Consider the following 23,890-nt stretch of genomic DNA (forward strand, 5'->3'; position numbering starts at 1 on the left):
GATATAACAAATTGTCTAGATTTTGAATCGGGACAATTTGTTATACAGGGTCGCCCTAGAAATCCCTAACAATGCCGCTGCTTTTGACTTATTTCCTTTTGCTTCTTTTAAAACGTGTTCAATTAATCCTCTTTCTTCCTCTTCACGCACCACTTTCATCGCTTCTTGTTTTGCAGGTAAGGACTGAATCATAGGTACTAGTTTCTTTTGCTCCATATCCCGATAATAAAATTCTTCTGGTAAATCCTTCGCTCGTATATGTGCATCATCTGATAGTGCGAATAGTCTTTCTAACACATTGATTAATTCCCTGACATTACCTGGCCAGTTATAATGGAACATAAGACGTAATACTTCTTTATCAAGTGTCTTTTCTTCGGCACCATACATTTGACATAACTTTTGTAAATGTTCTTCGACAATGAGTGGTATATCTTGTTTTCGAAAGCGAAGCGGCGGAATATGGATCGGAATAACATGAAGACGATGATATAAATCCTCTCTAAAAGTTCCTTCTCTCACCATTTGTTTTAAATCTTTATTTGTCGCTGCGATTAGCCTGAAATCAACAGGTATTGGATGTGTACCACCTATTCTTTCTATTTCCCTTTCTTGTAAAACGCGTAAAATTTTCACTTGCGTTAATAGAGACATATCGCCTATCTCGTCTAAAAATAACGTTCCATGATTTGCAAGCTCAAACTTTCCTGCCTTCCCGTTCTTTTTCGCACCTGTAAAAGCCCCTTCTGCATAACCAAACAATTCAGATTCTAGTAAATTATCAGGAATGGCAGCACAGTTTACACTAATAAATGGACCGTTGTTTGTTACACCAGCACCGTGTATAGCCCGCGCAAATTGCTCTTTACCAACACCACTTTCTCCAGTAATTAATACAGACGCTTTCGATCTAGCAGCTTTTCGAGCCATTTTTTTCGTTTCCGAAATCGGCTGACTTTCTCCGAGAATATCTTCAAAGTGAATTTGCTTCTTCTTCGGTTTTGAGAATGATGGTTTGACAACACCTTCTTTTTGATCAAATCTCTCTAGTATTTTATAAATATCTGAAATTCCTTCATGAATCAACATCCCTACAGCACCTATCACTCTACCCTGCTTCCAAATTGGCATCCGGTGCACAACTAGATTCTGTCCTTGTAGGCGGTGCACTTGATTTCTTTCTGGTACTCCTGTTTTTAATACAACTGGAAGCCGTGTATTCTCAATTACATTCTCAGCGCGCTGTCCGATTGCTTCTTCTTTCGTTACACCAACAAAACGACTATACGTGTCATTAAACATTTGAATAACGCCATTTTCATCTACAATCGCAATCCCTTCATACGCAGTATCAAAGGAAAGCCGTAACCATTCTATTACACGCTTTGCTTCTTCTAATTGTTGTTTTATAAATTTTTGAAAGGCAAGAAGCTCATTTTGACCTATTACTCCTTCTAACATTCCACTTTTTTCATTTAGTACATAAAACGGTAAACGCTGAACCACTTCCATTGCATCCACTCTTGTTCCATTGTGAAAAGATTTATCTATAATCATATGAACGAAGGTACTTTCATCACTATTTTCTTTCAGCCACTGCACACAATCTAGTAATTTCACAATACCTATCATTCTTTCTTCCTCTAGTACAGGCAGTTCTTCAGTTTTTGATGCGATTAGTAGATTGATTGCCTCTGCAATCGTATTACTCGTTTTCACAAACTGAAACTCTTTATTCAGCCATCTTCCTACAGAGTAATCTTCTATAGAGTTCATATGTTTCCACCTCTTTTGCAAGCAATTAGGAAATATGAAAAGGCGATGACTCTTCACATCAAGCAGTTGTTTTTGCCAAAGATGTATCATCATCGCCTTTTCCCTTTGTTTTATTGATCTTCAGATAAAACTGTTTTTGCAATTCCGTTATCTAATTCTTCAAAATCATGATATGAAATTGTTTCATATAATTCACTTCTCGTTTGCATATTAGATAGTCCTTCTTTTTGTGAGCCTGTTTCTTTAATAAGTGTGAATACACGCTCATATGCTTTTGCTGCAACGCGAAGTGATGTAACCGGATAAATTACCATTTGGAAGCCCATATTTGCAAATTCTTCTGCACTATAATATGGTGTCTTTCCAAACTCAGTCATGTTCGCAAGTAGTGGAACATTTACTTTACTGTTAAATAAACGGAATTCCTCTTCAGATTGAAGCGCTTCCGGGAAAATAGCATCTGCACCTGCTTCTACATAAGCAACCGCTCTTTCGATTGCTGCATCCAGCCCTTCTACACCACGAGCATCTGTACGTGCTACAATAATAAGTGTTGGTGCTACTTCTTTAATTGCTTTAATCTTTTGTACGAGTTCTTCAGTGGAAACAAGTTTTTTTCCATTTAAATGTCCACATTTTTTCGGTAATTGTTGATCTTCAATTTGAACAGCAGCTACATTTGCTTCCACCATTTCCACAGCAGTTCTTGCTACGTTTAATACCCCGCCAAATCCTGTATCAATATCAACAAGAAGAGGTAAGTCCGTCGCTCTAACAAGGTCTCTTGCTCTCTCAGCTACTTCAGTAGACGTTACAATTCCTAAATCCGGCAACCCTTTGCTTGCTGTATAAGCAGCTCCTGATAAATAAAGAGCTGAAAATCCAGTTTTTTTTGCAACAAGAGCAGCCATTGCATCATGTGCACCAGGAATTTGTAAAATTTCAGGTGCTTCTACTAAAGCTCGGAATCGATTGGCAAGCTCCTCCTGTGTTGACTGTTTATTCACAACCCAAGCCATTCTAAATTCCCCCTATTATTAAATTAAGAATAGATCTACAAATTCGTTAACATTCATATTTTCTAGTTTTTCTTCATTTAGACAAGCTTCATGAATTTTTTCTTGTTGTTTACTAGAATAATGACCTGCCATATTTGCAGTGAATTTTTGAACAACTTTTGGAATCGCTTCGTCTCTACGGAAACGGTGGCCTAATGGATATTCACACTCTACGTTTTCTGTTACTGTGCCATCTTTAAAATGAACTTGAACAGCGTTGGCGATTGAGCGCTTGTTCGGATCAAGGTAATCTAAACTGTATTGTTTATTTTCAACAACAACCATCCTATTTCTTAATTCATCTACACGAGGGTCAGAAGCTACTTCATCCTCATAATCATCCGCAACGATATCACCTTTTAATAAACCGATTGCAGTAATGTATTGTAAGCAATGATCACGATCAGCTGGGTTATTTAATGGTCCTTCTTTATCGATAATACGAATTGCTGATTCATGAGTTGTAATTGTAATGCGATCAATTTCATCTAATCTTTCTTTAATTTCCGGATGTAATTTCACAGCACATTCTGCAGCTGTTTGTGCATGGAATTCTGCTGGGTATGACACTTTGAATAATACATTTTCCATTACATAAGATTCTAGCGGTCTTGCTAACTTTAATTCTTGCTTATTAAATAATACATCTTGGAATCCCCATCCTGGTGCAGATAATGCTGTTGGGTAACCCATTTCACCTTTTAGAGCAGTCATTGCAAGATGAACACCGCGGCTCGTCGCATCACCTGCTGCCCATGATTTACGTGAACCAGTATTTGGAGCGTGACGGTATGTACGAAGACTAGAATTATCAATCCACGCATGTGATAATGCATTAAAGATTTCTTCACGTGTTCCACCAAGCATTTTCGCAACTACAGCCGTCGTCGCTACTTTTACGTATAATACATGGTCAAGACCAACGCGGTTTAAGCTATTTTCTAAAGCAAGTACGCCTTGAATTTCATGTGCTTTAATCATCATTTCTAGTACTTCACGTACTTTTAATGGTTCTTTTCCTTCTGAAATACGGACGCGACTAATATAATCTGCAACTGCTAAAATTCCACCTAAGTTATCTGATGGATGTCCCCATTCTGCAGCTAGCCATGTATCGTTATAATCTAGCCAACGAATCATACACCCAATATTAAAAGCACCTTTTACTGGATCAAGTACAAATGACGTTCCCGGTACACGTGTACCGTTTGGCACGATAGTTCCTGGTACAACTGGTCCTAATAATTTTGTACACTCTGGGTATTGAAGTGCTAAAATTCCACATCCAAGCGTATCAAGTAACACATAGCGAGCTGTACTGAATGCTTCTGCACTTGTCACCTCTTTGTTTAATACATAATCCGTAATTTCTTCTAAAATTGCATCTTTTTGTTTAATTTCATTTGTTTTAATCATGCTATTCTTCCCTTTCTGTCGAAAATTCGTTATTATTAAGGATGGGTGTCGGTCAAACACCCACCTGGCGGGCGGCTCTAACAACTCCCCAGTTGTTTTTATTTGCTAAGCACATGTCGCTCGCCGATATAATTTACACGTGGACGGAACAATCGATTATTTGTATGTTGCTCAATCACATGCGCACATAAGCCCACCGTTCTTGAACTGAAAAAGATTGGTGTATATAGTTGAATTGGAATACCTAACATCCAATACACTGGTGCTGCATAATAATCTAAGTTCGGATAAATGCCTTTTTCCTTCTCCATAATCTTTTCTCCAGCTTCACACATTTCATATAATGTATAATCACCTTTTACATCACATAACTGTTTTAAAGCTTCTTTCATCATAAGTGCCCTTGGATCCATCTTCTTCATGTAGACGCGATGTCCAAATCCCATGATTTTTTCTTTGTTATATAATTTCTTTTGCAGTAACTCTTCAAATTTCTCAACATTACCTGCTTCTAACAACATGTACATAACCGCTTCATTTGCACCGCCATGTAAGCTTCCTTTTAAAGATGCAACCGCACCAGTTAAAGCACCATATAAATCTGATTGCGTAGATGCAATCACGCGTGCTGTAAATGTAGAGTTCGGCATTTCATGTTCGCTATATAAAACTAAGGAACGATCGAAGATTTTCTCTTCCAGCTCAGTTGGTTTTTTGCCAGTTAACATATAAAAGAAATTCGCACTATACGATAATTCTTTTAGAGGCTGAACAGGCTCTTCATTATTTAAAATATGGTAACTGTTCGCCACAATATTCGGCACTTTGCTTAATAACTTATAACCGCGATCTTTATTCACTTCTAGCGAACGATTTTCAATATCGTTATCGTAACCAGCTAATGCCGATACGCCTGTACGTAATCCGTCCATCGGATGTGTTTCTTTTGGTAATGCTTTTAAAACATTAAACACACCTTCAGGTACTTCATATTCTTCCTTCAATTTCTTTTCAAGCGCCTTTTTTTCATTCTCATTTGGTAGATGTTCTTCTAGTAAAAGGTGCACAATATCTAAATACTCTTTTGTCTTTGATAGTTCAATTAAGTCATATCCTTGAATAACAATTTCACCTTTTACTGTGTCAAGAAACGAGATTTTCGTCTCCGCTGCGACTACACCATCTAATCCCGGGGAAAATTTTTCTTCAGCTTTCATTATCATTTCCTCCAATCCTAATAGATCTTCGTGCACATAACTGTAAGCCTTTACAATATTGTGAAACTACATTTCTATTTCAATGTATCAGAGTTTTTAGAAGATTTCAATTTATTTTATAATGATAAGTTTCCTATACTTTTCCTACTGTAATAAAACTATTTTTGAAGAATAACGTATAAGTTTTTACCAATTAATTCCATAATCCTTCATTTTCTTTTAAACCTAAATATATTAATTTTTAATACAATGCTATATAAAGCTAGTAAAACAAACTATTCACTTCCATATATTTATTATCTTTTTTAAACAAAGAAAAAAGCGAGTTGTATCTATACTCAACTCGCTTACATATATTTTATATACTGCTATTAATACAATATAATTTTTATATAGGATATTTTTATTTTTAATAAAGTTATTATTTTATATAATTAAATTCAATTTCATCCATTTCCATATGATAGCTTACTACTAAATCATAGTCTTGAAAATACCAAATGTCATCTTCATCTATGAAAAATTGGATTCCATCCTGTTCAGTAGATGTAGCTATATCTTCTGGTTCTTCAAAAACTAATCCTAAAGAATAACTAGATTGGATGGTACTATTACCACCATATCGCACAACAAAACGTACAAAATCACCGCTCTGTAAATTCATTTCTTCCTTAAACCATTGCATGGCTCTAGATTCAATTTGAATGTTCATTTTATTCTCTCCTTATACGAGCACCTTTTTAGTTAATCGCTGTTTTACAAAAAACATAAAAATCAAGAGAGCTACCACTCCTGATATCGCACTACCTGTAAATAAAATACGATAACCGAAAAGTTGTGAAACAAACCCTAGTAAAATAGCACCAAGTCCAATTCCTAAATCAAATGCTGTAAAGAAAGAAGCATTTGCAATTCCTCTTTTACTTGGATCAATAATTTTCAGCATCGCAGCTTGCAAAGTTGGTTGTGCTGAACCAAATCCTACTCCATATAAAATAGCTGCTGCTACTACTCCCATTAGTCCATTTGAAGCTGTTAATACAAATATAGCTAACACTGTTATAAATAAAGATGGAACAATTATTAATACTTCTCCATATTTATCTGATAATTTCCCTGAAATCGGTCTGACGATTGTTAGTGCAACTGCATAAACAAGAAAGAATGTACCTGGGTTCACATCAATAGATGTTGCAAACAGTGGTAAAAATGTTGTAATTCCTCCATAGGCAAATGCCAAAAAGAAAATAACAATCGCAATAGGTAAAATAGATTTTTCAAACAACTGTATTTTCCCTTTTTCTAATTGTGGTGTAAACGGTATTTTTGTCACAAATGTGAGAAATAGTGCAATGAACGACAATAATGTAGCTAATAAGAATAGGCCCTGGAAGGAATAACTTTGTATCATCCACAAACCAATCATTGGTCCAATTGCCATTGCAATCGTCATTGCCATTCCGTACCAACCCATTCCTTCCCCTCGTCGAGAGTTTGGAATAATATCAGTAATAGCAGTTCCAACTGCAGTCGTAGAAACAGCCCATGTCAAACCGTGAATAATTCGTAAAATAACTAAAGATGCAATACTTACTACCCAATTGTATGAATACATCGTAATACCAAAGAAGACTAGCCCCCAAATGATAAATGACCTTCTTCCATACCTATCTAACATCCCTCCAATAATTGGCCGTGCGATAACAGCTGATATCGTAAACATTCCCATCATAATTCCAACCTGAGATTCACTTCCTCCTAGTTCCTTTATAAATAATGGGAGTGTTGGAACAAGTAAATAAAATCCTGTAAATAAAAATAACATCGCTAAAGTCATTTGAATAAATGACTTAGTCCATAATCGCTCCATAAAAAACACCTCCATATAACCTGTATCAATACTATTTACACTCGTATTGTACATTTTTAATGGTATATTTTCCTCCGTATATAGACGTATTTTTACATTTAAATGGTCTACCATCGATAGATTGAATTGGTCTTACGACTTTGTGCTTAGTTCTACTAGATAAGACTTACTTATTCATATAAAAATAAAAAAACAAAGTCGACTCTTTTTCTAGAGCCGACTTTGTTTTTCTAATTAACATATTATTATTGACCGCCATTTTGATTTGCGTTTGTCTCACCTTGGCCATTTCCAGTGCTCGGTGGATTCGGACTAACTTGCCCTTCACCGTTCCCGCTGCTTGGTGGATTCGTACCACCTTGGTTATTTCCATTTCCATTACCTGGCGGGTTCGTACCACCTTGGTTATTTCCATTTCCATTACCTGGCGGATTCGTACCACCTTGGTTATTTCCATTTCCATTACCTGGCGGATTCGTACCACCTTGGCCATTTTCGTTTCCATTACTTGGCGAATTTATATTACCTTGCTCTTGGCCATTTTGATCATTTTCCTTATTTTCTTCACTTTGTTCTTGCTCTTGTTTCTTTTTCTCTTCTTCCATTTGTTGTTTCTTTTTCTCTTCTTCCATTTGTTGTTTCTTTTGTTCTTCCTCTATTTGTTGTTTCTTTTTCTCTTCTTCTATTTGTTGTTTCTTTTGCTCATCATTTTTCTTCTGTTCATCTGAGTTTGAATTTGAACTTGAGTTTGAATTTGACGTGCTCGGATTTGGAGAGGAATCTCGTTTTGCACCTTTCACACGTAATTCATCTCCCTCTTGTACAACTGTACTTGGCATTTTGAATTTTGCTCCACTTGTGCCAAATTTACTCATCATCTCTTTAAAAATTTGTTGAGCAATTTTCGTATTTTTACTGCTTATATAATCTTCAGAACCATCTTTCATATATCCAGTCCAAACTGCCATTGTATATTGCGGTGTATAACCAGCAAACCAACTATCACGCGATGCACTAGCTGGTATACCATATCTCGCTAATTCTTTAGATGAATAATTTGTTGTTCCTGTTTTACCCGCAACATCTAATGAACTTACATTTGCTGCTGTACCTGTACCAGATTTAACAACAGAACGTAGCATATCTGTAATCATATACGCAGTATAGTCTTCCATCACACGCTTAGATTTTGGTTCAAAACTTTGTGATTTCCCATCAGGATAAACTACTTTTTTAACAAAGTGTGGCTTTATATATTTACCATCATTACCAAATGCAGCATACGCACCTGCAATTTCAGTTGGTGATACTTCATTCGTACCAATTGCGGTTGATTCAACAGCATCTTTATTAAATGGAATACCTAAGCTTTCTGCAAAGCTTTGTGCTTTACTTAATCCTACCTCTTTTGCTGTTTTAATGGCTGGTATGTTACGAGACATTTTAAGAGCATCACGCATCGTCATCATACCTTTAAACGTTCTATCAGCATTTTGAACCTGTTGTCCTGTTGAATATTTATATGGTGAATCATCAAGTTGATGATAAGTTGGCCATTTTAAATATTCAATTGCTGGGCCATAGTCAAAAATTGGCTTCATTGTTGAACCTGCTGAACGGTCTAGTTCAATTGCCATATTGTGCCCTTTGAATGTCGCTTTATTTTCACCACGTCCACTACCAATAGCACGAATTTCTCCAGTTTTTGTATCCATAAATGTAAAAGCGCCTTGGAATTTATCATTCGGATAACTAATACTATTTCCGTTTAAAAGATCATCAGCATACTTCTGTGCTTCCGGATCTAAAGTTGTGTAAATAGATAGCCCATCAGACCCAATGTTTGCATCCGGTAACTCTTTCTCCACTTCCTTCACAACAGCGTCTATAAATGCTGGATATGGCATTTCTGTAATTTCTTTAGGTGGAAGAAGTCCCTCCGTTACAGGAACTTTTGAAGCTTCTTCCATTTGTTTTTTCGAAATATATCCATGACGATTCATTAAATGTAATACAACATTTCTACGCTCTGTTGCTCTCTCTATATTTTGTTGTTTGGTTGGATCATAAATACTTGGTCCCTTTGGTAACCCTGCAAGCATCGCAACTTCTGGTAAAGTCAACTCTTTTAATTCTTTTCCATAATAGTTTTCAGCTGCTGTCGCAATACCATATGAACGGTTTCCTAAGTTGATTTTATTTAAATACATTTCTAATATTTCATGCTTCGAATATTGTTGTTCTAACTTATAGGCTAAATATATTTCTTGTGCCTTACGTTTAGGTGTTTTATCCATAGATAAGAAATAGTTTTTAATAACTTGTTGAGTAATTGTACTCCCACCTTGCGAACCATAGTTCCCAGTCAGACTGACTAAAATTGCGCGTGAAGTACCCTTAAAATCAACACCACTATGGTCATAAAAACGTGCATCTTCTGTAGCTAAAAATGCATTTTCTACTAATTTTGGCACTTGATCGTACGTAATATTCGTTCGTTTTTCTTTCCCATATTCATATATCAGATTTTTATCTTTATCATAAATTTTTGCTGATTGTGAATTAACAAGCTTTGATTTTTCAAGTTTAGGAGCATCTTTTATCATAATGAAAAAAGTAGTTACTCCACCTATGAGAGCTACGATTCCAAGTATTAAACACCCAATTAAAAACTTACGAAAAAACGATGTTTTCCCTTTCGTTTTTTCGTTATTAGCACTTGGTTGCTTTTTCTTTTGTACCTGTCTTCGCTCCTCTCGAGAACGATAATTTTCTGACATGTTGCTTTCTCCTGCCTTTCAATTCTCTTGTTGATTTATCATCAATAAATAAGTCTACTCTTACAATGTTGTTTAATCAAAAAGGCCCCCGAACACATTTTTGAATCACTTAAAAAATTCATATTTTGTTGTTTGTATTGTCCACCTGTTTCTCTTGATGAAAAATATAACTCTATTAATCTATACGCTTGTAATAGTAAGAAGTATATTCTTTTCACACTGAAACTTGAGCTCGTATTCCTCCTTTTATTCCACATAAATCATTTCTTAAACATCCGTCCAAAATGTCTTCATTGTCAAAGATTGTATCAAAAAGATACAGACACAACTAATACATTTAAACAATAGTTTCTCCCATGTTCTATATTGACACCCTGTTCCAGCCACAAATAGTAAGCTGGTAATTGCATTAAAACCAAATCATTTCTTAACTTAGCTCTAATTATATTCCGGACTAGTTGTACAAAAACTGTCATCTAAAATATAACTTCCTTCTACACAATCGTTAGCGACAAATCAATAGTGAGAATAAAATAGCATAACAATATGAATTTCGTGTGAACTTCTAATAAAATGAATCAACATAGCTAGTGAAGGAGGTAATTATGATATTTTATCCAACAACATATATACTATTTACAATGCACGATTCAGTCAATACGTAACAGAATAAACCCTAAATTCTACAACATACTTTGTAGAATCGTTCTAACAAATATTCCTATGTCATAAAATAGAAAAGTGAATGGAAATAACCCTTTACTCTATCTCCAGTCGCTTCTTCAAAAATCGCCTATGCACAAAAATCAGTGGAATATTTCTTCATCACACACAAATTATTAGTCCTCACTAATCAGGCTTTTACTGATAGTTGCCACCAATATAATTCCTTTTTAGGGTTTTACCGACTGTTAATAGCAGGATAAACAGTACAAAACAGTTATCAACTTGTCCTTCTCCTACCATAAGTCAACATTGCACATCGAAATACATCCTCTTAAAAATCTGAAACAATTTTACATAAAATAACTGTAAAATGCTTTTCCCTAACAGGAATTACATGTTGAACAGTGATGTTATACGAACCTGTTTCCTCTCTTTTTTGTTCAACAATTTCATTTAAAATATGTGCTAGAGAATCTTCCTCTTCCAATATAATATCTATAAATTCTTGTTCATTCATATTCTCCACTCCTTCTCAACGACTATATTTCGACAAAATAGCAGGATTTTCCTTTATTAATATCTAAATATATTAAAGAAGGGAGATGAACTAACATGACTTTATATCCAGTAATTTCTAGAAATTTAGTCGCTGTAGGTTATAATCCATCATCTATGATTTTACGAATTGAATTTAGAAATGGTACATATGATTTTTACGATGTGCCAGAAAGTATATACAAAGGATTACGAAACGCACAATCCAAAAGCTACTATCATGACACTTATATTAGAAATTCTTATCGTCACACAAAAATTTAAAATTCTATATGCATAAAAAGTCTACTTATAAAAATAAAAAAAGATGGTATTATGTTCGAGAACATAATACCATCTTTTTTTCACATTATTCATACATAATCTATCTTTAGCATATTACCGAACCACTACATGTTCTTCTTTAATCCAGCTACTTTGTCCAATATCAATTGCTCCATCTTTTCTATCCCAAACACGATAAGAAATTGAGCCATCAATCACACCTTTAAAGTTTATACATTCAGGTTCTGCGTAATAATTAACTCCATATCCAGCAGGGTATTTTGAATAGGCACAGAACCACTCTACATCAAAGTGCTCTAGTTTCGCCCACTGTTTCTCATTCCCTAATCTAATCATATCCTTATCCCCACCGCCCCAATATCCTTCAAATATAAGATAAGGAATTTTATTAGTGATACGTCCAGTAAATATAGGTTCTTCAGGATTCTCATATAAATTAACTCCATAACCTTCAGGGTATTTTGAAAGGGCACTCCCAATACCTACTGTTTGTCCAAAATCTTCTTTTGTCTGACTTACATCATCTACAAACCAAGAAAGTGATTTATCGCCAACTAAATAATTCAAATCAACTTTCCCAATCCCTTTAATATTCCCTGTTTCAGTATATTGCCATATATCACATGGATAAGCTGGTTTATTACCACTGTAACGTGGAATCCATAGGAAATCCGCTTCCACTCCTCTTAAACCATATTTATTATACATGTGATGACCTACGTATAATCCAACTTTCCACCCTGCGGCTTTACAAGTATTGATAAATGCCTGGGATGCTTCAGCTAACTTATCAGAACCGCAACTTTTTAACGTATCATCTTCAACATCAAGAACAAGAAATTTAGCGTTAGAACTTACTCTCTCCATAAAATCCTTCGCTTCTACAATTGCATCCGTCACAGAAACATAGCATCCATAAGCATATGCAGCATGTGGTATACCATGTTGTTCCAAATTTGTTACATAACTTCTATACTGTTCATCAACTGTTCTAGAACCATACTGTACCCGACATATAGCAAGCTCAATTTGCGGTGCAGCCACATCCCAATCGATATTACCATTCCACTTAGAAATATCAATAATATGTTTGTCCATTATTCCTCTTCTCCTTTTGTCATACCATTTTAAATATCTAAAACGTTACTTGCAGATTGGATACATTCCTGCAATATGTATATAGTAGGAATCGATTAAAATAGGTGTTTGTTTTGCTGATTCTACCTAACAATTGATCAAATAGTAAATTAAATAAGTTAATACTATATTTATGGTATTAAGTATCTATACTAAACATTAGTAATATTCAATACAAACATTATCAATTACCTATAGAAGTTAACTATGTTATATTAATACTACGGTTACTATTACCGTTAAATCCTTGCTCCCTTCAAGGGTTTAACATACTCTCCTAATCCAATATATATAATGAAAAAAAGAATCTGTGACAGATTCTTTTTTTCTCATGAATACTTACTAAGTCAACTATAATTTAACGGTATATGACAGGAATATATAGACTAAATTTTTTAATAAAAGCCGGCTTTCTTCAAAGAATATATAAGGTTTAGTCACACCACTTAATTTTTATTTCTATTATTGATTTTGTCATATGCTCTAATTTGTTTCTCAAGACGCTTATCTGCTTTTTTATCACTGACTACAAGAATTGCATGTATAACTCCTGGTACCCATACAATTAATGTCAAAAAGAAGTTTATCATTGCTTGAAATGGTTTTCCTCAAAGTAAAACAGCAAGTGGCGGAAAAAGAATCGCTAACAAATACATCATCCTTACCAGCTCTCCTCATTATCCATTTGTAAATTTACACCATCAAAATAAATGTAGCACTAAAGATGATAAAAAGCATCCTATTGGATGCTTTTTATTTCATAACCATTTAACTTTCCAATACCAAATAAAGCGATTTCTGTATCAGTTAATTTCGGGATGAATTTCATTATTTTTGTCCTACCTTGAAAAACTTCCCCTTCAGTAGTAATAAATTCAAATACTGGTTGTTCATTTTTCTTCATTGTTTCAATGAAGAATGTTTCTTTATCAGTAGTTCCACGTATAATGACTTCCCAGTCTAAATAGTCATCAATCCTTACATAAGCTATTCGAAAATCGATTTCTTCTTTTCTCTCTCCTAAATAAGTGATCCGTTCTACCTCAAACTGTGCCATTTAACTCACTCCCTTTTATTACATCTTCGACAGAAGAAAAGAAAAACCTACACCATAACACATCTATCTTTATTTTAAATTACTAAAAATCAAAACTAAAAAAATAACCATTCCTAGAGTTCTTATCCTAATAACCACAGCTTCAATCTCACTCTTCTACCATTTGTGTAATTCCAATTGCCAAAACCGCTGTTCGCATTGCTTAAATCCAAATTAAAAAGAGCACTTAAAAGTGCTCTTTTCGTGATAAGGAGTTTTCAATGAGTATGAAAAAAGCAATTTACGCTTGTCCCATACTTTAATATATGCTCATCCTGTTCAAAAGGTGTACGATTTATAAAATAAAAATGCTACTCCAATAATGAAACTTTTTATTATTTAACATTAATATACTTTTCAAATACAAAAATTTGATCACCTATATAGTTCAGCATAATGTTGAGCAATCTTCATATCATTCATATAATCTTTGAAATCCCACCTCTCTAAATAATCTAATTTTCCTTACAAGATTGTAAGGGTAATGTAATCTAACTCGACTTTTTCATTATCAAAATAGCAATATACTCTCTACAGAAACACATAAAAGGAGAAAAGATCATGAAAAAATTTTTAGCTATCATTTCATTATTTGCACTATTTTCTAGTTTTGCTATAAGGTGCGAAAGAGACTATATAAAACAAGCCGCTATTCTATAGCGACTTGTTTAGCTAATTCACATTGCAGCCTATATTCTTCTAACTCCCAAATTTTATCAATAATGCGGTCTTTGCAACATTGAATTCCAATATTCACATCATAGTTAGCAGGAGCTACACATGCGCTGGATTCAGTTAAAATGAATCCATTCGGCAACTTAGCAACCACTACTGTACATTTGCCATGAAACTCCTCAACTGTCCATCGAGTTTTTTCTAAAATACCATTAATATCTTCTTGTGTTACAGTATTCTTCATTTACTTCTCACCCTTCTGCCTTTGTTTTTCACCCTTCTTCTCTTCGATGTCTAACTTATGATGTTGTAACTCTAAGCCTTGTTCCTGCTTTTGTCTTTTCTCTTCTTGTATTTGTTACACTTGTTCCATCTGTTATTGTACTTTTGACGGTAACTGATCTTATAAGCTATAGTTTCGAAATCCATTATGAATAATATATATGCACTTCATGGTCATAGAAGTCTTGAATTTTTAGCCTTTCTAATAGTAATTGTGGTGGTTGCATTTGGATTTCTCATAAATACTTTTTACTATTCCCTTAGGTAACTGAGGTTTTATTTCATTAAGCAGCTTCTTGAGCATGAGCCAGATATTGTACGAAGGCTCATGCCTTTTAGTTTTGCCTGAATCCTTTTATGATTATAGTATTCTATATACTTTGCGAATATTGCTTTTCCACGATCTAAGACATACTCATGCAACACTGATGTTGAAACAAAGTATTCATCCAAAGATTATAAGCGAACGTTTAGAACATAAAAGAGCAGGCATCACATAGACACCTACTCGCATGTTGTACCAGAACTACAAGAAAAAGCAGTTGAAGATTTTGCATAAAAATACTAGCAAATTTGTACGACATAGAAAGGAGCAAAAAACATGAAAGAAATCAAGTCTGAAAAGGAATTTAAGAACATTACCGCAAGCGAGGAGCCAGTAGTAGTGAAGTTCTTCACTACATGGTGCCCAGATTGTGTTCGGGTGAAGTAGTCAGTTTTATGCATGAGTATACATTGTTAACAAACGTTATAATATAAGGATTTAGAGGACATATCAGCGACCATTTAGCTCTTACCATTACTAAGAAGTATTCGTTTAGTTTGCATTTTTGTTTGCAAACTTGTTAGCACTTTTTATACTTCTTCAATTAAAAACCTCCATTGTATTTCTTCAATTACACATCACTCTCACTGACATTATGACGAAAATTATCAATTAAAGAACCTACTTAAAACAATCGTTTCATTAACGTATATTAAATCAACTTTTCTCTTTCAAATTTTTCTTAACCTGTAAAATTCATGTTTTGTTGGTACTACCTCATGCCTAGCAAGCTAAGATTTTGAGAGCCCCCATATCGAAAATTTTACCTTTTTACAGGTTTTAATGAGAATTCGGCTCATTCTTTTCGTTTTTGGAGACAATTGATCTCTTAAATTGATGGAGGGAGTAGCACCAACATTTCGCAAATTTCGTACGCTAAAAAATTGTTCACTGTTTATTCCAACTACAATGAACAAAAAAATGAACCTAAACAATCTTATTCTTCAAGATTTTAGGGTAACTTATTTTCGAAAAGGTACAGTACTACATTTTAAAACAAAAAATAGTTATATATTGGAGTTCCCATCATATATTTGTCTTACGATCTATATAGAAGGGAATGTTGAAAAGTGGGGTATAATCACTTTCATAATGTGTTTGCTGTGAAACAAGAACATTTAGGACAAGTTCTTAAATTAAAGAAATTCTTTGAAGATTTGGATATAGATTTTAATGATTTCACTGATCCTCGCGCTCTAGTCAACGTGCTAGAATCAAATCGTGATATAAACTTTTTGAAGTCGTCACAGGAAGCAATCATCGGAGGAGAAGCACTTCAAATTTCAGAATTAATTGAGAAAATTAGCAATCTGATTATTAAAGATATATTAGCGCTTCCTACTTATCGTTGGGGAGAAAGTATAAATCAAGATATTGTGAGTCAGGTGACCGATGCTATTACTAACATGTTTATTCATTTAAATAAGCAAGATGTTGAACCATGGATTTTCTGGTATAACACTGGGAATAGTTTTCCAAGATATACTTATAATATTTTAATCGCTATAGATACTCAGGACAAAGACTATCTTACAGACCTTTTAGCAATTAGTTTTGATGTTTTGGTTGTAAAAAAAACTAAACAGGAAGTTTGTTCGTTCACAGTTAATGATAGTGCACAATGCCTTATAATGATGAAACATATGCTTGTTGGGATTAAATTTGAAGATGTTTATCCCTCGTAACCCTCGCCCCTCTACTTATAAGTTGAGGGGCTGTTATTTTTTGTTACACTCTTATATACTTTGAATCACATACATATCATATTTTGCTGCTAACTGTTCCAATTTCTGTTCCCTATATTTTGTAACTGTAAAGAAATGAATAATTGGCACCTTTCCATTGTATTTTTGCTTATAAATGTGCGTAAATTCTTCATATTTTTTTAACTTCTCTTCATTAATCTTTATTTTTTGTAAACGATCTACTTCAACTGCATGAAGTATCCCTTCTTCATCCCGAAATTTCACATCTGGTATAATTCTTTCTTTTTCTCTATTCTTTCTATAACGTATTTCTGGTTCAATTTGCCAATCATCTGGGCAAAATAAATGTAACCATGCTTCATTTCGTAATAATGCATGCTCCATTCTATTTCTGGAAACCACTTTCCTTTGTCCCAATAGGGCATGACCTTCTTTATTCAGGTAGTATGCATATTCTTTATAATAGGTTACACGACTTACAAATGGAGTTAAGTCTTTCATAATCCTGTTTGCATTCCGTATCCCCCCATATTATGCACACACATCAAATGTGTTCTCGTCGCAAACTACAGCATTCTAATCGTCGCAAGTACCTCCATCTGACGTTCCTTCTTCAATTGTTTCAATGTGCGCATCTTTTTCCACCTCATATTCTTTTAGATGTTTCTACATAAGCTCATCATCAATGAATGGCACTTGTAACTCAGTGAAGTTATCTTTCATATAGATGGCCCTTCCTGGGATGGATGGTAATGATTCTAAACCTGGCTCATCTATTACAACTTCTGATGCAGTTCGTGTAGGTAGTCTGAACCCTAACTTTGCATTAGACATTTGCTTTACAACCCTTGGTAATGAATCACTTGTTGGATACTGTGTACAAAATACAATTCGAAAACCTAGCGGCCCACCAATTAAAATAGATTCTTTTCTTTTGAAACGAGCTTTCCGTTTTATAAAAAAGTTTGATCAAAACTCATTTAGAAGTTTTTAATTAAAAAGAAGCTGGTAATGTTTAAGAACTTACTGGCTCATGTACTTTGGTTCTCGGTTTGTTAGCCCTGAACCATTGCAAACAAAGAATAAATATGAGAATAATATCAATTAAGTCCCCACCATAATACATTAGCATACCTCCTATTTCAGCCTGTGCAGTGACTACACCAGTAGGCGGATGAGCATAAATGTATTTTGATAATATCCCATGACTAGCCAATGCAACTATTAAAACAATTGCTCGGTACATATAACTATACCTATGTGGTACTGGGTCAATATAAATTATTGATATGGTAAACAGATAGCCTGCAATAAAAACATGGAGGTGTATGAACAAATGAAGAAGTATATTTTGATGCATCATCGAGTATAAGTTTGTCGTATAGAGAATCCATAGCCCTCCTAAATTAAGTAAGGTTGTTACAATTGGATTACTAAGAGTTTGCAGAGGCCTACTCTTTAGTACAAATGAAAGACGTCGAGCTGTTTTCACATTGAGCGTTCGCAAAAAAAGAGTCATCGGAGCGGCTAGTGCCATAAAAATTGGAGCAAGCATCCCAAGGAGTAAATGACTTAGCATGTGCACTGTGAAATCAATATGAGCACGATGGGCTAAGGGACCAACAACTGCTATACCCAGACAAATAACTCCTAAAATCCAGAAGACATTTCGATATAACGGCCATCGTTTGTGATGACGATTTGATAAGACTGTAGCTATGATATAAATCATTAATATAATTACAATCAATACTAATAGCAAGAAATCCATCAAATTCCAGATTTCGTGATGAAGATGATTATTGTTCATTTAAGGTTTTTACCTCTCAATAGTTTTAATTCTTTTCTTGTCTGAAAAACTAGTAGAATCCCAATTAAGACCATTACAGTCGCAACTATATTCCATATCACGTCGTAGATGAGAACATTATCTACGTATCGAATCTGATGTATTTTCATTAGCTTGTGTTGAATTGTACCATCATATAATTGAAATCCACCGCTTCCAAGCATTATGCCACTCCACCATCTTTTCAACCAAAATGCATTTCTACGGCGAAGGTCAGCAACCATGAACAAGGAACCAATCGTTGCAAACCAACTAAAAGCATGAAAAAAGCCATCTGAAATCAATCCAATATCTGTTGTAGATTTGTCATAGAAATGATGCCAATGCAATAGTTGATGAAAAATAGTTTCATCTATAAAGGCCGCTAATCCTAGTCCAAACAAGATGCCTGACCATAGATTACGGGTCAAGTAGACAGAAGAGGTTAAATGATTTGTATTATCGATTTCGTTAGCCATTAAACCGTATCCTTTCCACCAATGTATATTCTTAGTTTTCCCAAAAGAAACGCGCGCTAAACATACTCTGCTGTTGGCTAGGAATTATGTTTTTAACTGATTTTTTAAATTTGATTAGACTGATTGCTTGAAATGCTACTAATTCATGTAAATCCAATGTTTCATGCCAAGCTAACTGATTAGGATAAGACATAGCTGTTCCCCCTTACTCTTGATTCAAGTTACATTATGCAAAAAAACAAAAGTGCTTATACTGCATTAAATAAACTTAGCCTAACTCACTTTTATTTTACAATGGAAAATAAAAGTGAGTTTAATTTAAATAAGTAATTAAACTACTTAATATTCGAATTTAAATTAGATCAATATATACTTAATTGCTCTTCACTGTACCTTTGCATCCTTAGTTTTTATTTTTAAAATTATTTCCTCACCTTTACAATCTGTAAATTTGATTTTTTCTTCCTTATAAATTTTCATAACGATACATCCTTTCTTATTACGTTATAAACATACTAGTTAAAAAATATAAATGTGAACATTGTACTTTCATATTTTTTATATAATTTCCAAATTTTATTGGTTCTTAACTTTTTTACTGCAAGGAAACAACAATAAGAGTAAATAAATTTCTGAGAGATTCTATCTATATTATTAATATATATTATAAAATAATTTTCATTTCTTTATTAGTCACCTATTTCTTCATAATTAATAGGTTATATATTATTGCTTAGGAAGGGAGTAAAAAATGAATATGCTTTACGATAAAGATTCTTTACAAAGAGATGTTACTAATCTTCCACATTGGCAACAAAATGCTTTCTGTTCTTTTATACTTAAAATGACTGATAAAAATAGACCGTTTCCTTGTATCCCTGCACAACATGGTTTTACATCCAATCACCTTAGATATGGATTCATTGATGATCCTAGAAGACCCAATACTAGCGAAAATTTAGCTAAATTACTTAAAGAATACACCGAATACTCTAAGGACACAGGTAAATACGCCTCTCTTATTGTTTTTATTGAAACCCCAAAAGATTTGATGGAAGAAGCTACAGTAGAAAATTTTGAACATATTTATTGGTCCATACTTAATAAAACTAGCAAATTGGATGAGAAGGAATGGCCTAAGCACATTCCAAATAACCCCATGGAAAACACATGGGAGTTTTGTTTTCATAACGAATCATATTTTGTTTATTGCGCTACACCCGCCCATATCAGAAGACAAAGTAGGCACTTCCCATGTATGATGCTTGCTTTAACTCCTCGATGGGTCTTACAAGAAATTATGAACTCTGACAAACGCAGTCAAAAACTAAAAAACTTAATACGTCATCGTTTGGCCGCTTATGACAAAGCTCCTATTCACCCTTCTCTTAACGATTATGGCCAAAAAGATAATTATGAATGGCAGCAGTATTTTTTACGTGATGACGAGACAATCCCATCAAAGTGTCCATTTTCTCGAATAATAAAATTTCTGCATAAGAATAAGTAATAAATTCTATAAATACCCTAATTAGGTTAATTTATGAAATTCAGTTTATTAATGATATGAAATCCTCCTACACCTATTCAGAAATAATTTGCTGAGTTCACTTAAAAAAATGTATGATTTACTTGCCCCTTTTTTGTACAGCAACAAAAATATGCTAAGACATATATTATTTAGTTGTACAAATATTAACCACTGAATAGATTTAATATAAATGAAATTTAGTGGGAGGAGCATGTCATAAGTGGGCATATTTTTAAGCTATGTTTTCTTGGGTTTATCATTATCTGCTCCAATTGGGCCTATTAATGCTGCACAGTTGGAAAAAGGTATTAGAAGTGGGTTTTTACATGCTTGGATTCTGGGCATAGGGGCCTTAATTGCAGATATTATGTATATGGCACTTATTTATTTAGGTGTAATTCATTTCCTCGAAAAAGACATCATAAAACTTTTCCTATGGTCTTTCGGAGCTTTTGTTTTAATCTATACAGGTATAGAAAGTTTAAAAAGTGCTAATCAAATTAGTATCAGGAGTACCGAAAATGATGATTCAATTACTAAAAGTTTCTTTTCTGGTTTCTTTATGTCTTTATCTAATCCATTAACAATTCTATTCTGGCTCGGAATTTTTGGTTCTATATTAGCAAAAGCCGCTTCTTCCTATAATAAAGAGCAGCTTTTGTTATATAGCTTTGGTATCATTTTAGGTATTTTTATTTGGGATATTACTATGGCAAGTACTTCTAGTATATTCCGTAGAATTTTAAATGTACGTATGTTATCGCTTATTACAGTGATATCTGGAATATCACTTATTATGTATGGATTATATTTTGGATTTCAAACATACCAAATCATTTTCCAATAAATTTTACATAGGGCCTACTCACATTTTGGGAAGGCAGATTCTTTTGAATAGGGGTTAAAAAGTCCGTTATCTCTGTTTTGTAATTGAAGATTACTTCACCATTAACAATCAATTTCACATAACTCTATTCTGTTTTCTTGAAACAAAATGAACAATTATAGTAACAATAATAATCACTCCTAAGAACAACAAACTCACTAGAAAACCGGATCTAGTTGTTTTTTGAAGTAATGTTCCACTTATAGCTAGTGTAATCATAATAAGACCTATAATACTTTTTATACGCATCCAACCTTTAGGACTCATTAATCTCCTAAATGAAAGAAGGATTAGACTCCACGTATATAACAGCATCAACCCAGCTGCAGTTGTTACATATTCATATATGTTTTTTGGGAGTAACAAAGCACTAAGGATAGATGCACCAAGCCCAATTATGATAAGAATTAAAGCCGGAAAAGAGATATTTTTCTTGTGTTTTTTAGCGAATATCGCAGGTGCATCGCCTTCCTCAGCCAAATTAATCAATACACTTGTCACTGCAAATAAAGAACCAACTAATGTCGAAAAACCCGCTAATATTAATACTACATTTAAAACAAATGGAACATACGGTAAATCATAATCTTGTAATGCTATTACAAAAGGACTTTCTTTCGTATTAAAATGGTTTAATGGAACCATTATAATTGCCAACCCTAGAGAAACTACATAGATAATCGTTAAGATCATTAACATTACTCTTCCTGATTTTTGTGCCTCTTTAGGGTTTTTAAGTCTTATTGTCATTAGCCCCATGATTTCGATTCCCCCAAATGCATAAAATGCATATATAAGAGACGACCAAGTGCCTTTTAGTCCATTAGGAAACCAGTCTTTAAAATTTTGCGGAAATTGAGCTTTATATAAACCACCCCTTATAAATCCGAAAATAACCAAAATCGCAATCACTATAAATCCTATAATAGCTACAATTTTTATAATAGCCATCCATTTTTCTAAATGTTCAAATACCTTAATCCCTATAAAAATAATCAATATAGCTGCTATTCCATAAATAGCAGCAAATATCCAAAGTGGTATTTTAGGAAACCAGTAGCGAGAAAAAATACCTAACGCACTTAACTGACTACCCATAATAAGTAGCTCTGAGCACCAATATGTCCATCCATGACTAAAACCAGCCCAATTTCCAAATGCTTTTCTTGAATAAATGCGGAAAGAACCTTTTTGTGGATCATCTACAGTCATTTTTGCCAATGCCTCAAATACAATATATGTAGTAAATCCGGTTAAAATAAGAATAAGGATAATTGAAGATCCACCTATTTTAATTCCTATGCTGGATCCTAAAAAAAAACCGGTACCTATCGTACATCCTATCCCTATGAGTGAGAGTTGCCACCATTTTAAATCTTTTTTTTCTTTCGTTTGCTTTTTAATATCATGACAGGTCATATCATTATGCTCCTTTATTTATCATGAGAATGCCCCTCAGGATTACTTAAATACTTTTGAGCAAGCTTTTCAACGACCTCAATGACATCATGAGCCTTTAATTCATGTCTTGCTACTCTTGCACTGCCTACAGAAATCTCAACCGTAAATACCTCTTCATATTTCATTTACTCTGCTCCTTCTGAATTGATTTATATGAACATATTCCCTACCTTTTAGCCTCGAATTTAACTTAGTTTAATTCTGTTTAAGTCAATATTTAAAGCATTGAAAGTTAAAAGGATAAAATATATAAATAAAATTCCAGATTTTCAAATCCTAACATTTTATAGTTGTAAATCTTAAATATATAAGGCTCAGACTACTGAACTTATTTAATACGTTCAAAAAGATTAACTATATATTTAAAAAGAAATGTATGAGAAAGGAGAGACAGTATGTCTCCCCTCTATATCCATTTAACATATAAAATTAACGAGTAACTCCACCGCCAAGTTGTTGTTCAGCTAATGATACTAGACGTTTTGTAATTTCTCCACCAACAGATCCATTTGCACGAGCTGTTGCGTCTGCACCAAGTTGCACACCAAATTCTTGTGCGATTTCATATTTCATTTGATCAAGAGCTTGTTCAGCCCCACGTACTAACAATTGATTGCTGTTTCCACTGTTATTGTTTGACATGCTATGTCACCTCCTTCACATTTTAATATGTAAAAAAGCATTCGAAAATATATAGTCCTTTTTTTGGTATTAATTTTTATTGTTTTAACACATAATTCATATTTATATTTCACAAAATAGTATTGTGTAGGAGAGCGAAAAAATTTCGTGCCATATGAGTATCATGTAATGAGTAAACCTCCTGAACACGATAAAATGGGTTGTACTTTATGAAAGTGC

The 23,890-nt window shown here is 33.8% G+C and carries 21 protein-coding genes and 6 pseudogenes; 6 read left to right on the plus strand and 21 right to left on the minus strand.

Translation table 11 applies throughout. The features are described from left to right. Positions 1-15: 15 nt before the first annotated feature. The 8 genes from AC1M36_RS07985 to AC1M36_RS08020 form a co-directional block, all read right to left on the minus strand. On the minus strand, positions 16-1,776 hold the full coding sequence (locus tag AC1M36_RS07985; RefSeq protein ID WP_336452514.1) for a sigma 54-interacting transcriptional regulator: 1,761 nt from the start codon (positions 1,774-1,776) through the stop codon (positions 16-18). A 110-nt stretch (positions 1,777-1,886) separates the two neighbouring features. Further along, positions 1,887-2,795 carry a methylisocitrate lyase gene (gene prpB, locus AC1M36_RS07990; protein WP_336452515.1) on the minus strand — a complete coding sequence of 303 codons (909 nt, stop codon included), beginning with the start codon at positions 2,793-2,795 and terminating at the stop codon, positions 1,887-1,889. Between the two features lie 18 nt (positions 2,796-2,813). After that, a complete protein-coding gene (prpD, locus tag AC1M36_RS07995) occupies positions 2,814-4,250 on the minus strand; it encodes a 2-methylcitrate dehydratase (RefSeq protein WP_479845726.1) in 1,437 nt (478 codons plus the stop codon). A 98-nt stretch (positions 4,251-4,348) separates the two neighbouring features. Further along, positions 4,349-5,467, minus strand: coding sequence for a citrate synthase (gene mmgD, locus AC1M36_RS08000; protein WP_336452517.1), 1,119 nt, complete (start codon positions 5,465-5,467; stop codon positions 4,349-4,351). A gap of 421 nt (positions 5,468-5,888) precedes the next feature. Continuing rightward, positions 5,889-6,179, minus strand: a complete 291-nt coding sequence (locus tag AC1M36_RS08005; RefSeq protein WP_336452518.1) for a HesB/YadR/YfhF family protein — start codon at positions 6,177-6,179, stop codon at positions 5,889-5,891. A 12-nt stretch (positions 6,180-6,191) separates the two neighbouring features. Further along, positions 6,192-7,337, minus strand: a complete 1,146-nt coding sequence (locus AC1M36_RS08010) for an MFS transporter (RefSeq protein ID WP_479845727.1) — start codon at positions 7,335-7,337, stop codon at positions 6,192-6,194. A gap of 245 nt (positions 7,338-7,582) precedes the next feature. After that, positions 7,583-10,117, minus strand: a complete 2,535-nt coding sequence (locus AC1M36_RS08015; protein ID WP_479845728.1) for a transglycosylase domain-containing protein — start codon at positions 10,115-10,117, stop codon at positions 7,583-7,585. A 997-nt stretch (positions 10,118-11,114) separates the two neighbouring features. Further along, on the minus strand, positions 11,115-11,300 hold the full coding sequence (locus AC1M36_RS08020) for a hypothetical protein (protein ID WP_336452521.1): 186 nt from the start codon (positions 11,298-11,300) through the stop codon (positions 11,115-11,117). Positions 11,301-11,395: 95 nt separating this feature from the next. Here AC1M36_RS08020 and AC1M36_RS08025 point away from each other — a divergent pair, with 95 nt between their 5' ends. Next, positions 11,396-11,602 carry a KTSC domain-containing protein gene (locus AC1M36_RS08025; RefSeq protein ID WP_336452522.1) on the plus strand — a complete coding sequence of 69 codons (207 nt, stop codon included), beginning with the start codon at positions 11,396-11,398 and terminating at the stop codon, positions 11,600-11,602. A 114-nt stretch (positions 11,603-11,716) separates the two neighbouring features. On the opposite strand, the gene AC1M36_RS08030 is transcribed toward AC1M36_RS08025, so the two are convergent. The 5 genes and pseudogenes from AC1M36_RS08030 to AC1M36_RS08050 form a co-directional block, all read right to left on the minus strand. Beyond that, the gene (locus AC1M36_RS08030) at positions 11,717-12,721 is read right to left on the minus strand and encodes a GH25 family lysozyme (protein ID WP_479845729.1); all 1,005 of its coding nucleotides are present in this window, start codon (positions 12,719-12,721) and stop codon (positions 11,717-11,719) included. A 485-nt stretch (positions 12,722-13,206) separates the two neighbouring features. After that, positions 13,207-13,419: pseudogene (locus AC1M36_RS08035) on the minus strand (YqaE/Pmp3 family membrane protein). A gap of 80 nt (positions 13,420-13,499) precedes the next feature. After that, complete coding sequence (locus tag AC1M36_RS08040) at positions 13,500-13,817, minus strand: hypothetical protein (RefSeq protein ID WP_336452524.1); 318 nt, start codon at positions 13,815-13,817, stop codon at positions 13,500-13,502. Positions 13,818-14,505: 688 nt separating this feature from the next. Further along, a complete protein-coding gene (locus AC1M36_RS08045; RefSeq protein WP_336452525.1) occupies positions 14,506-14,775 on the minus strand; it encodes a Gp49 family protein in 270 nt (89 codons plus the stop codon). A gap of 322 nt (positions 14,776-15,097) precedes the next feature. Then, positions 15,098-15,209: pseudogene (locus AC1M36_RS08050) on the minus strand (IS3 family transposase); the annotation flags it as partial. Here AC1M36_RS08050 and AC1M36_RS08055 point away from each other — a divergent pair. The 3 genes and pseudogenes from AC1M36_RS08055 to AC1M36_RS08065 form a co-directional block, all read left to right on the plus strand. After that, a pseudogene (locus AC1M36_RS08055) lies at positions 15,209-15,372 on the plus strand (tyrosine-type recombinase/integrase); the annotation flags it as partial. The pseudogenes AC1M36_RS08050 and AC1M36_RS08055 overlap by 1 nt on opposite strands. 42 nt (positions 15,373-15,414) lie before the next feature. After that, positions 15,415-15,519, plus strand: a pseudogene (locus AC1M36_RS08060) (thioredoxin domain-containing protein); the annotation flags it as partial. 689 nt (positions 15,520-16,208) lie between these two features. Next, complete coding sequence (locus AC1M36_RS08065; RefSeq protein WP_336452526.1) at positions 16,209-16,823, plus strand: pesticidal protein; 615 nt, start codon at positions 16,209-16,211, stop codon at positions 16,821-16,823. A 51-nt stretch (positions 16,824-16,874) separates the two neighbouring features. Here AC1M36_RS08065 and AC1M36_RS08070 read toward each other — a convergent pair whose 3' ends face one another. The 5 genes and pseudogenes from AC1M36_RS08070 to AC1M36_RS08090 all read right to left on the minus strand — a co-directional run. After that, complete coding sequence (locus tag AC1M36_RS08070) at positions 16,875-17,345, minus strand: replication-relaxation family protein (protein ID WP_479845730.1); 471 nt, start codon at positions 17,343-17,345, stop codon at positions 16,875-16,877. Between the two features lie 75 nt (positions 17,346-17,420). Continuing rightward, a pseudogene (locus tag AC1M36_RS08075) lies at positions 17,421-17,759 on the minus strand (hypothetical protein); the annotation flags it as partial. A gap of 100 nt (positions 17,760-17,859) precedes the next feature. Continuing rightward, positions 17,860-18,654, minus strand: coding sequence for a cytochrome c oxidase assembly protein (locus AC1M36_RS08080; RefSeq protein WP_336452527.1), 795 nt, complete (start codon positions 18,652-18,654; stop codon positions 17,860-17,862). Further along, positions 18,651-19,151 (minus strand): DUF2243 domain-containing protein, encoded by a 501-nt coding sequence (locus tag AC1M36_RS08085; RefSeq protein ID WP_336452528.1) that lies wholly within the window; start codon positions 19,149-19,151, stop codon positions 18,651-18,653. Before AC1M36_RS08085 ends, AC1M36_RS08080 begins: the two co-directional genes overlap by 4 nt. A gap of 58 nt (positions 19,152-19,209) precedes the next feature. Then, positions 19,210-19,344, minus strand: a pseudogene (locus AC1M36_RS08090) (spore coat protein); the annotation flags it as partial. A 558-nt stretch (positions 19,345-19,902) separates the two neighbouring features. On the opposite strand from AC1M36_RS08090, the gene AC1M36_RS08095 reads away from it, so the two are divergent. Next, positions 19,903-20,661 (plus strand): YqcI/YcgG family protein, encoded by a 759-nt coding sequence (locus AC1M36_RS08095; protein ID WP_336452529.1) that lies wholly within the window; start codon positions 19,903-19,905, stop codon positions 20,659-20,661. A 241-nt stretch (positions 20,662-20,902) separates the two neighbouring features. Further along, the gene (locus AC1M36_RS08100) at positions 20,903-21,529 is read left to right on the plus strand and encodes a LysE family transporter (protein WP_336452530.1); all 627 of its coding nucleotides are present in this window, start codon (positions 20,903-20,905) and stop codon (positions 21,527-21,529) included. A gap of 114 nt (positions 21,530-21,643) precedes the next feature. Here the strand turns inward: AC1M36_RS08100 and AC1M36_RS08105 are convergent, their stop codons facing one another. From AC1M36_RS08105 to AC1M36_RS08115, 3 genes are all read right to left on the minus strand, one after another. Then, positions 21,644-22,987 carry an amino acid permease gene (locus AC1M36_RS08105; RefSeq protein ID WP_336452531.1) on the minus strand — a complete coding sequence of 448 codons (1,344 nt, stop codon included), beginning with the start codon at positions 22,985-22,987 and terminating at the stop codon, positions 21,644-21,646. Between the two features lie 14 nt (positions 22,988-23,001). Continuing rightward, positions 23,002-23,154 carry a hypothetical protein gene (locus AC1M36_RS08110; RefSeq protein WP_336452532.1) on the minus strand — a complete coding sequence of 51 codons (153 nt, stop codon included), beginning with the start codon at positions 23,152-23,154 and terminating at the stop codon, positions 23,002-23,004. Positions 23,155-23,458: 304 nt separating this feature from the next. Next, the gene (locus AC1M36_RS08115; protein WP_000069657.1) at positions 23,459-23,671 is read right to left on the minus strand and encodes an alpha/beta-type small acid-soluble spore protein; all 213 of its coding nucleotides are present in this window, start codon (positions 23,669-23,671) and stop codon (positions 23,459-23,461) included. Positions 23,672-23,890: the final 219 nt, after the last annotated feature.

The organism is Bacillus sp. Medicinal_06, from assembly GCF_056711665.1.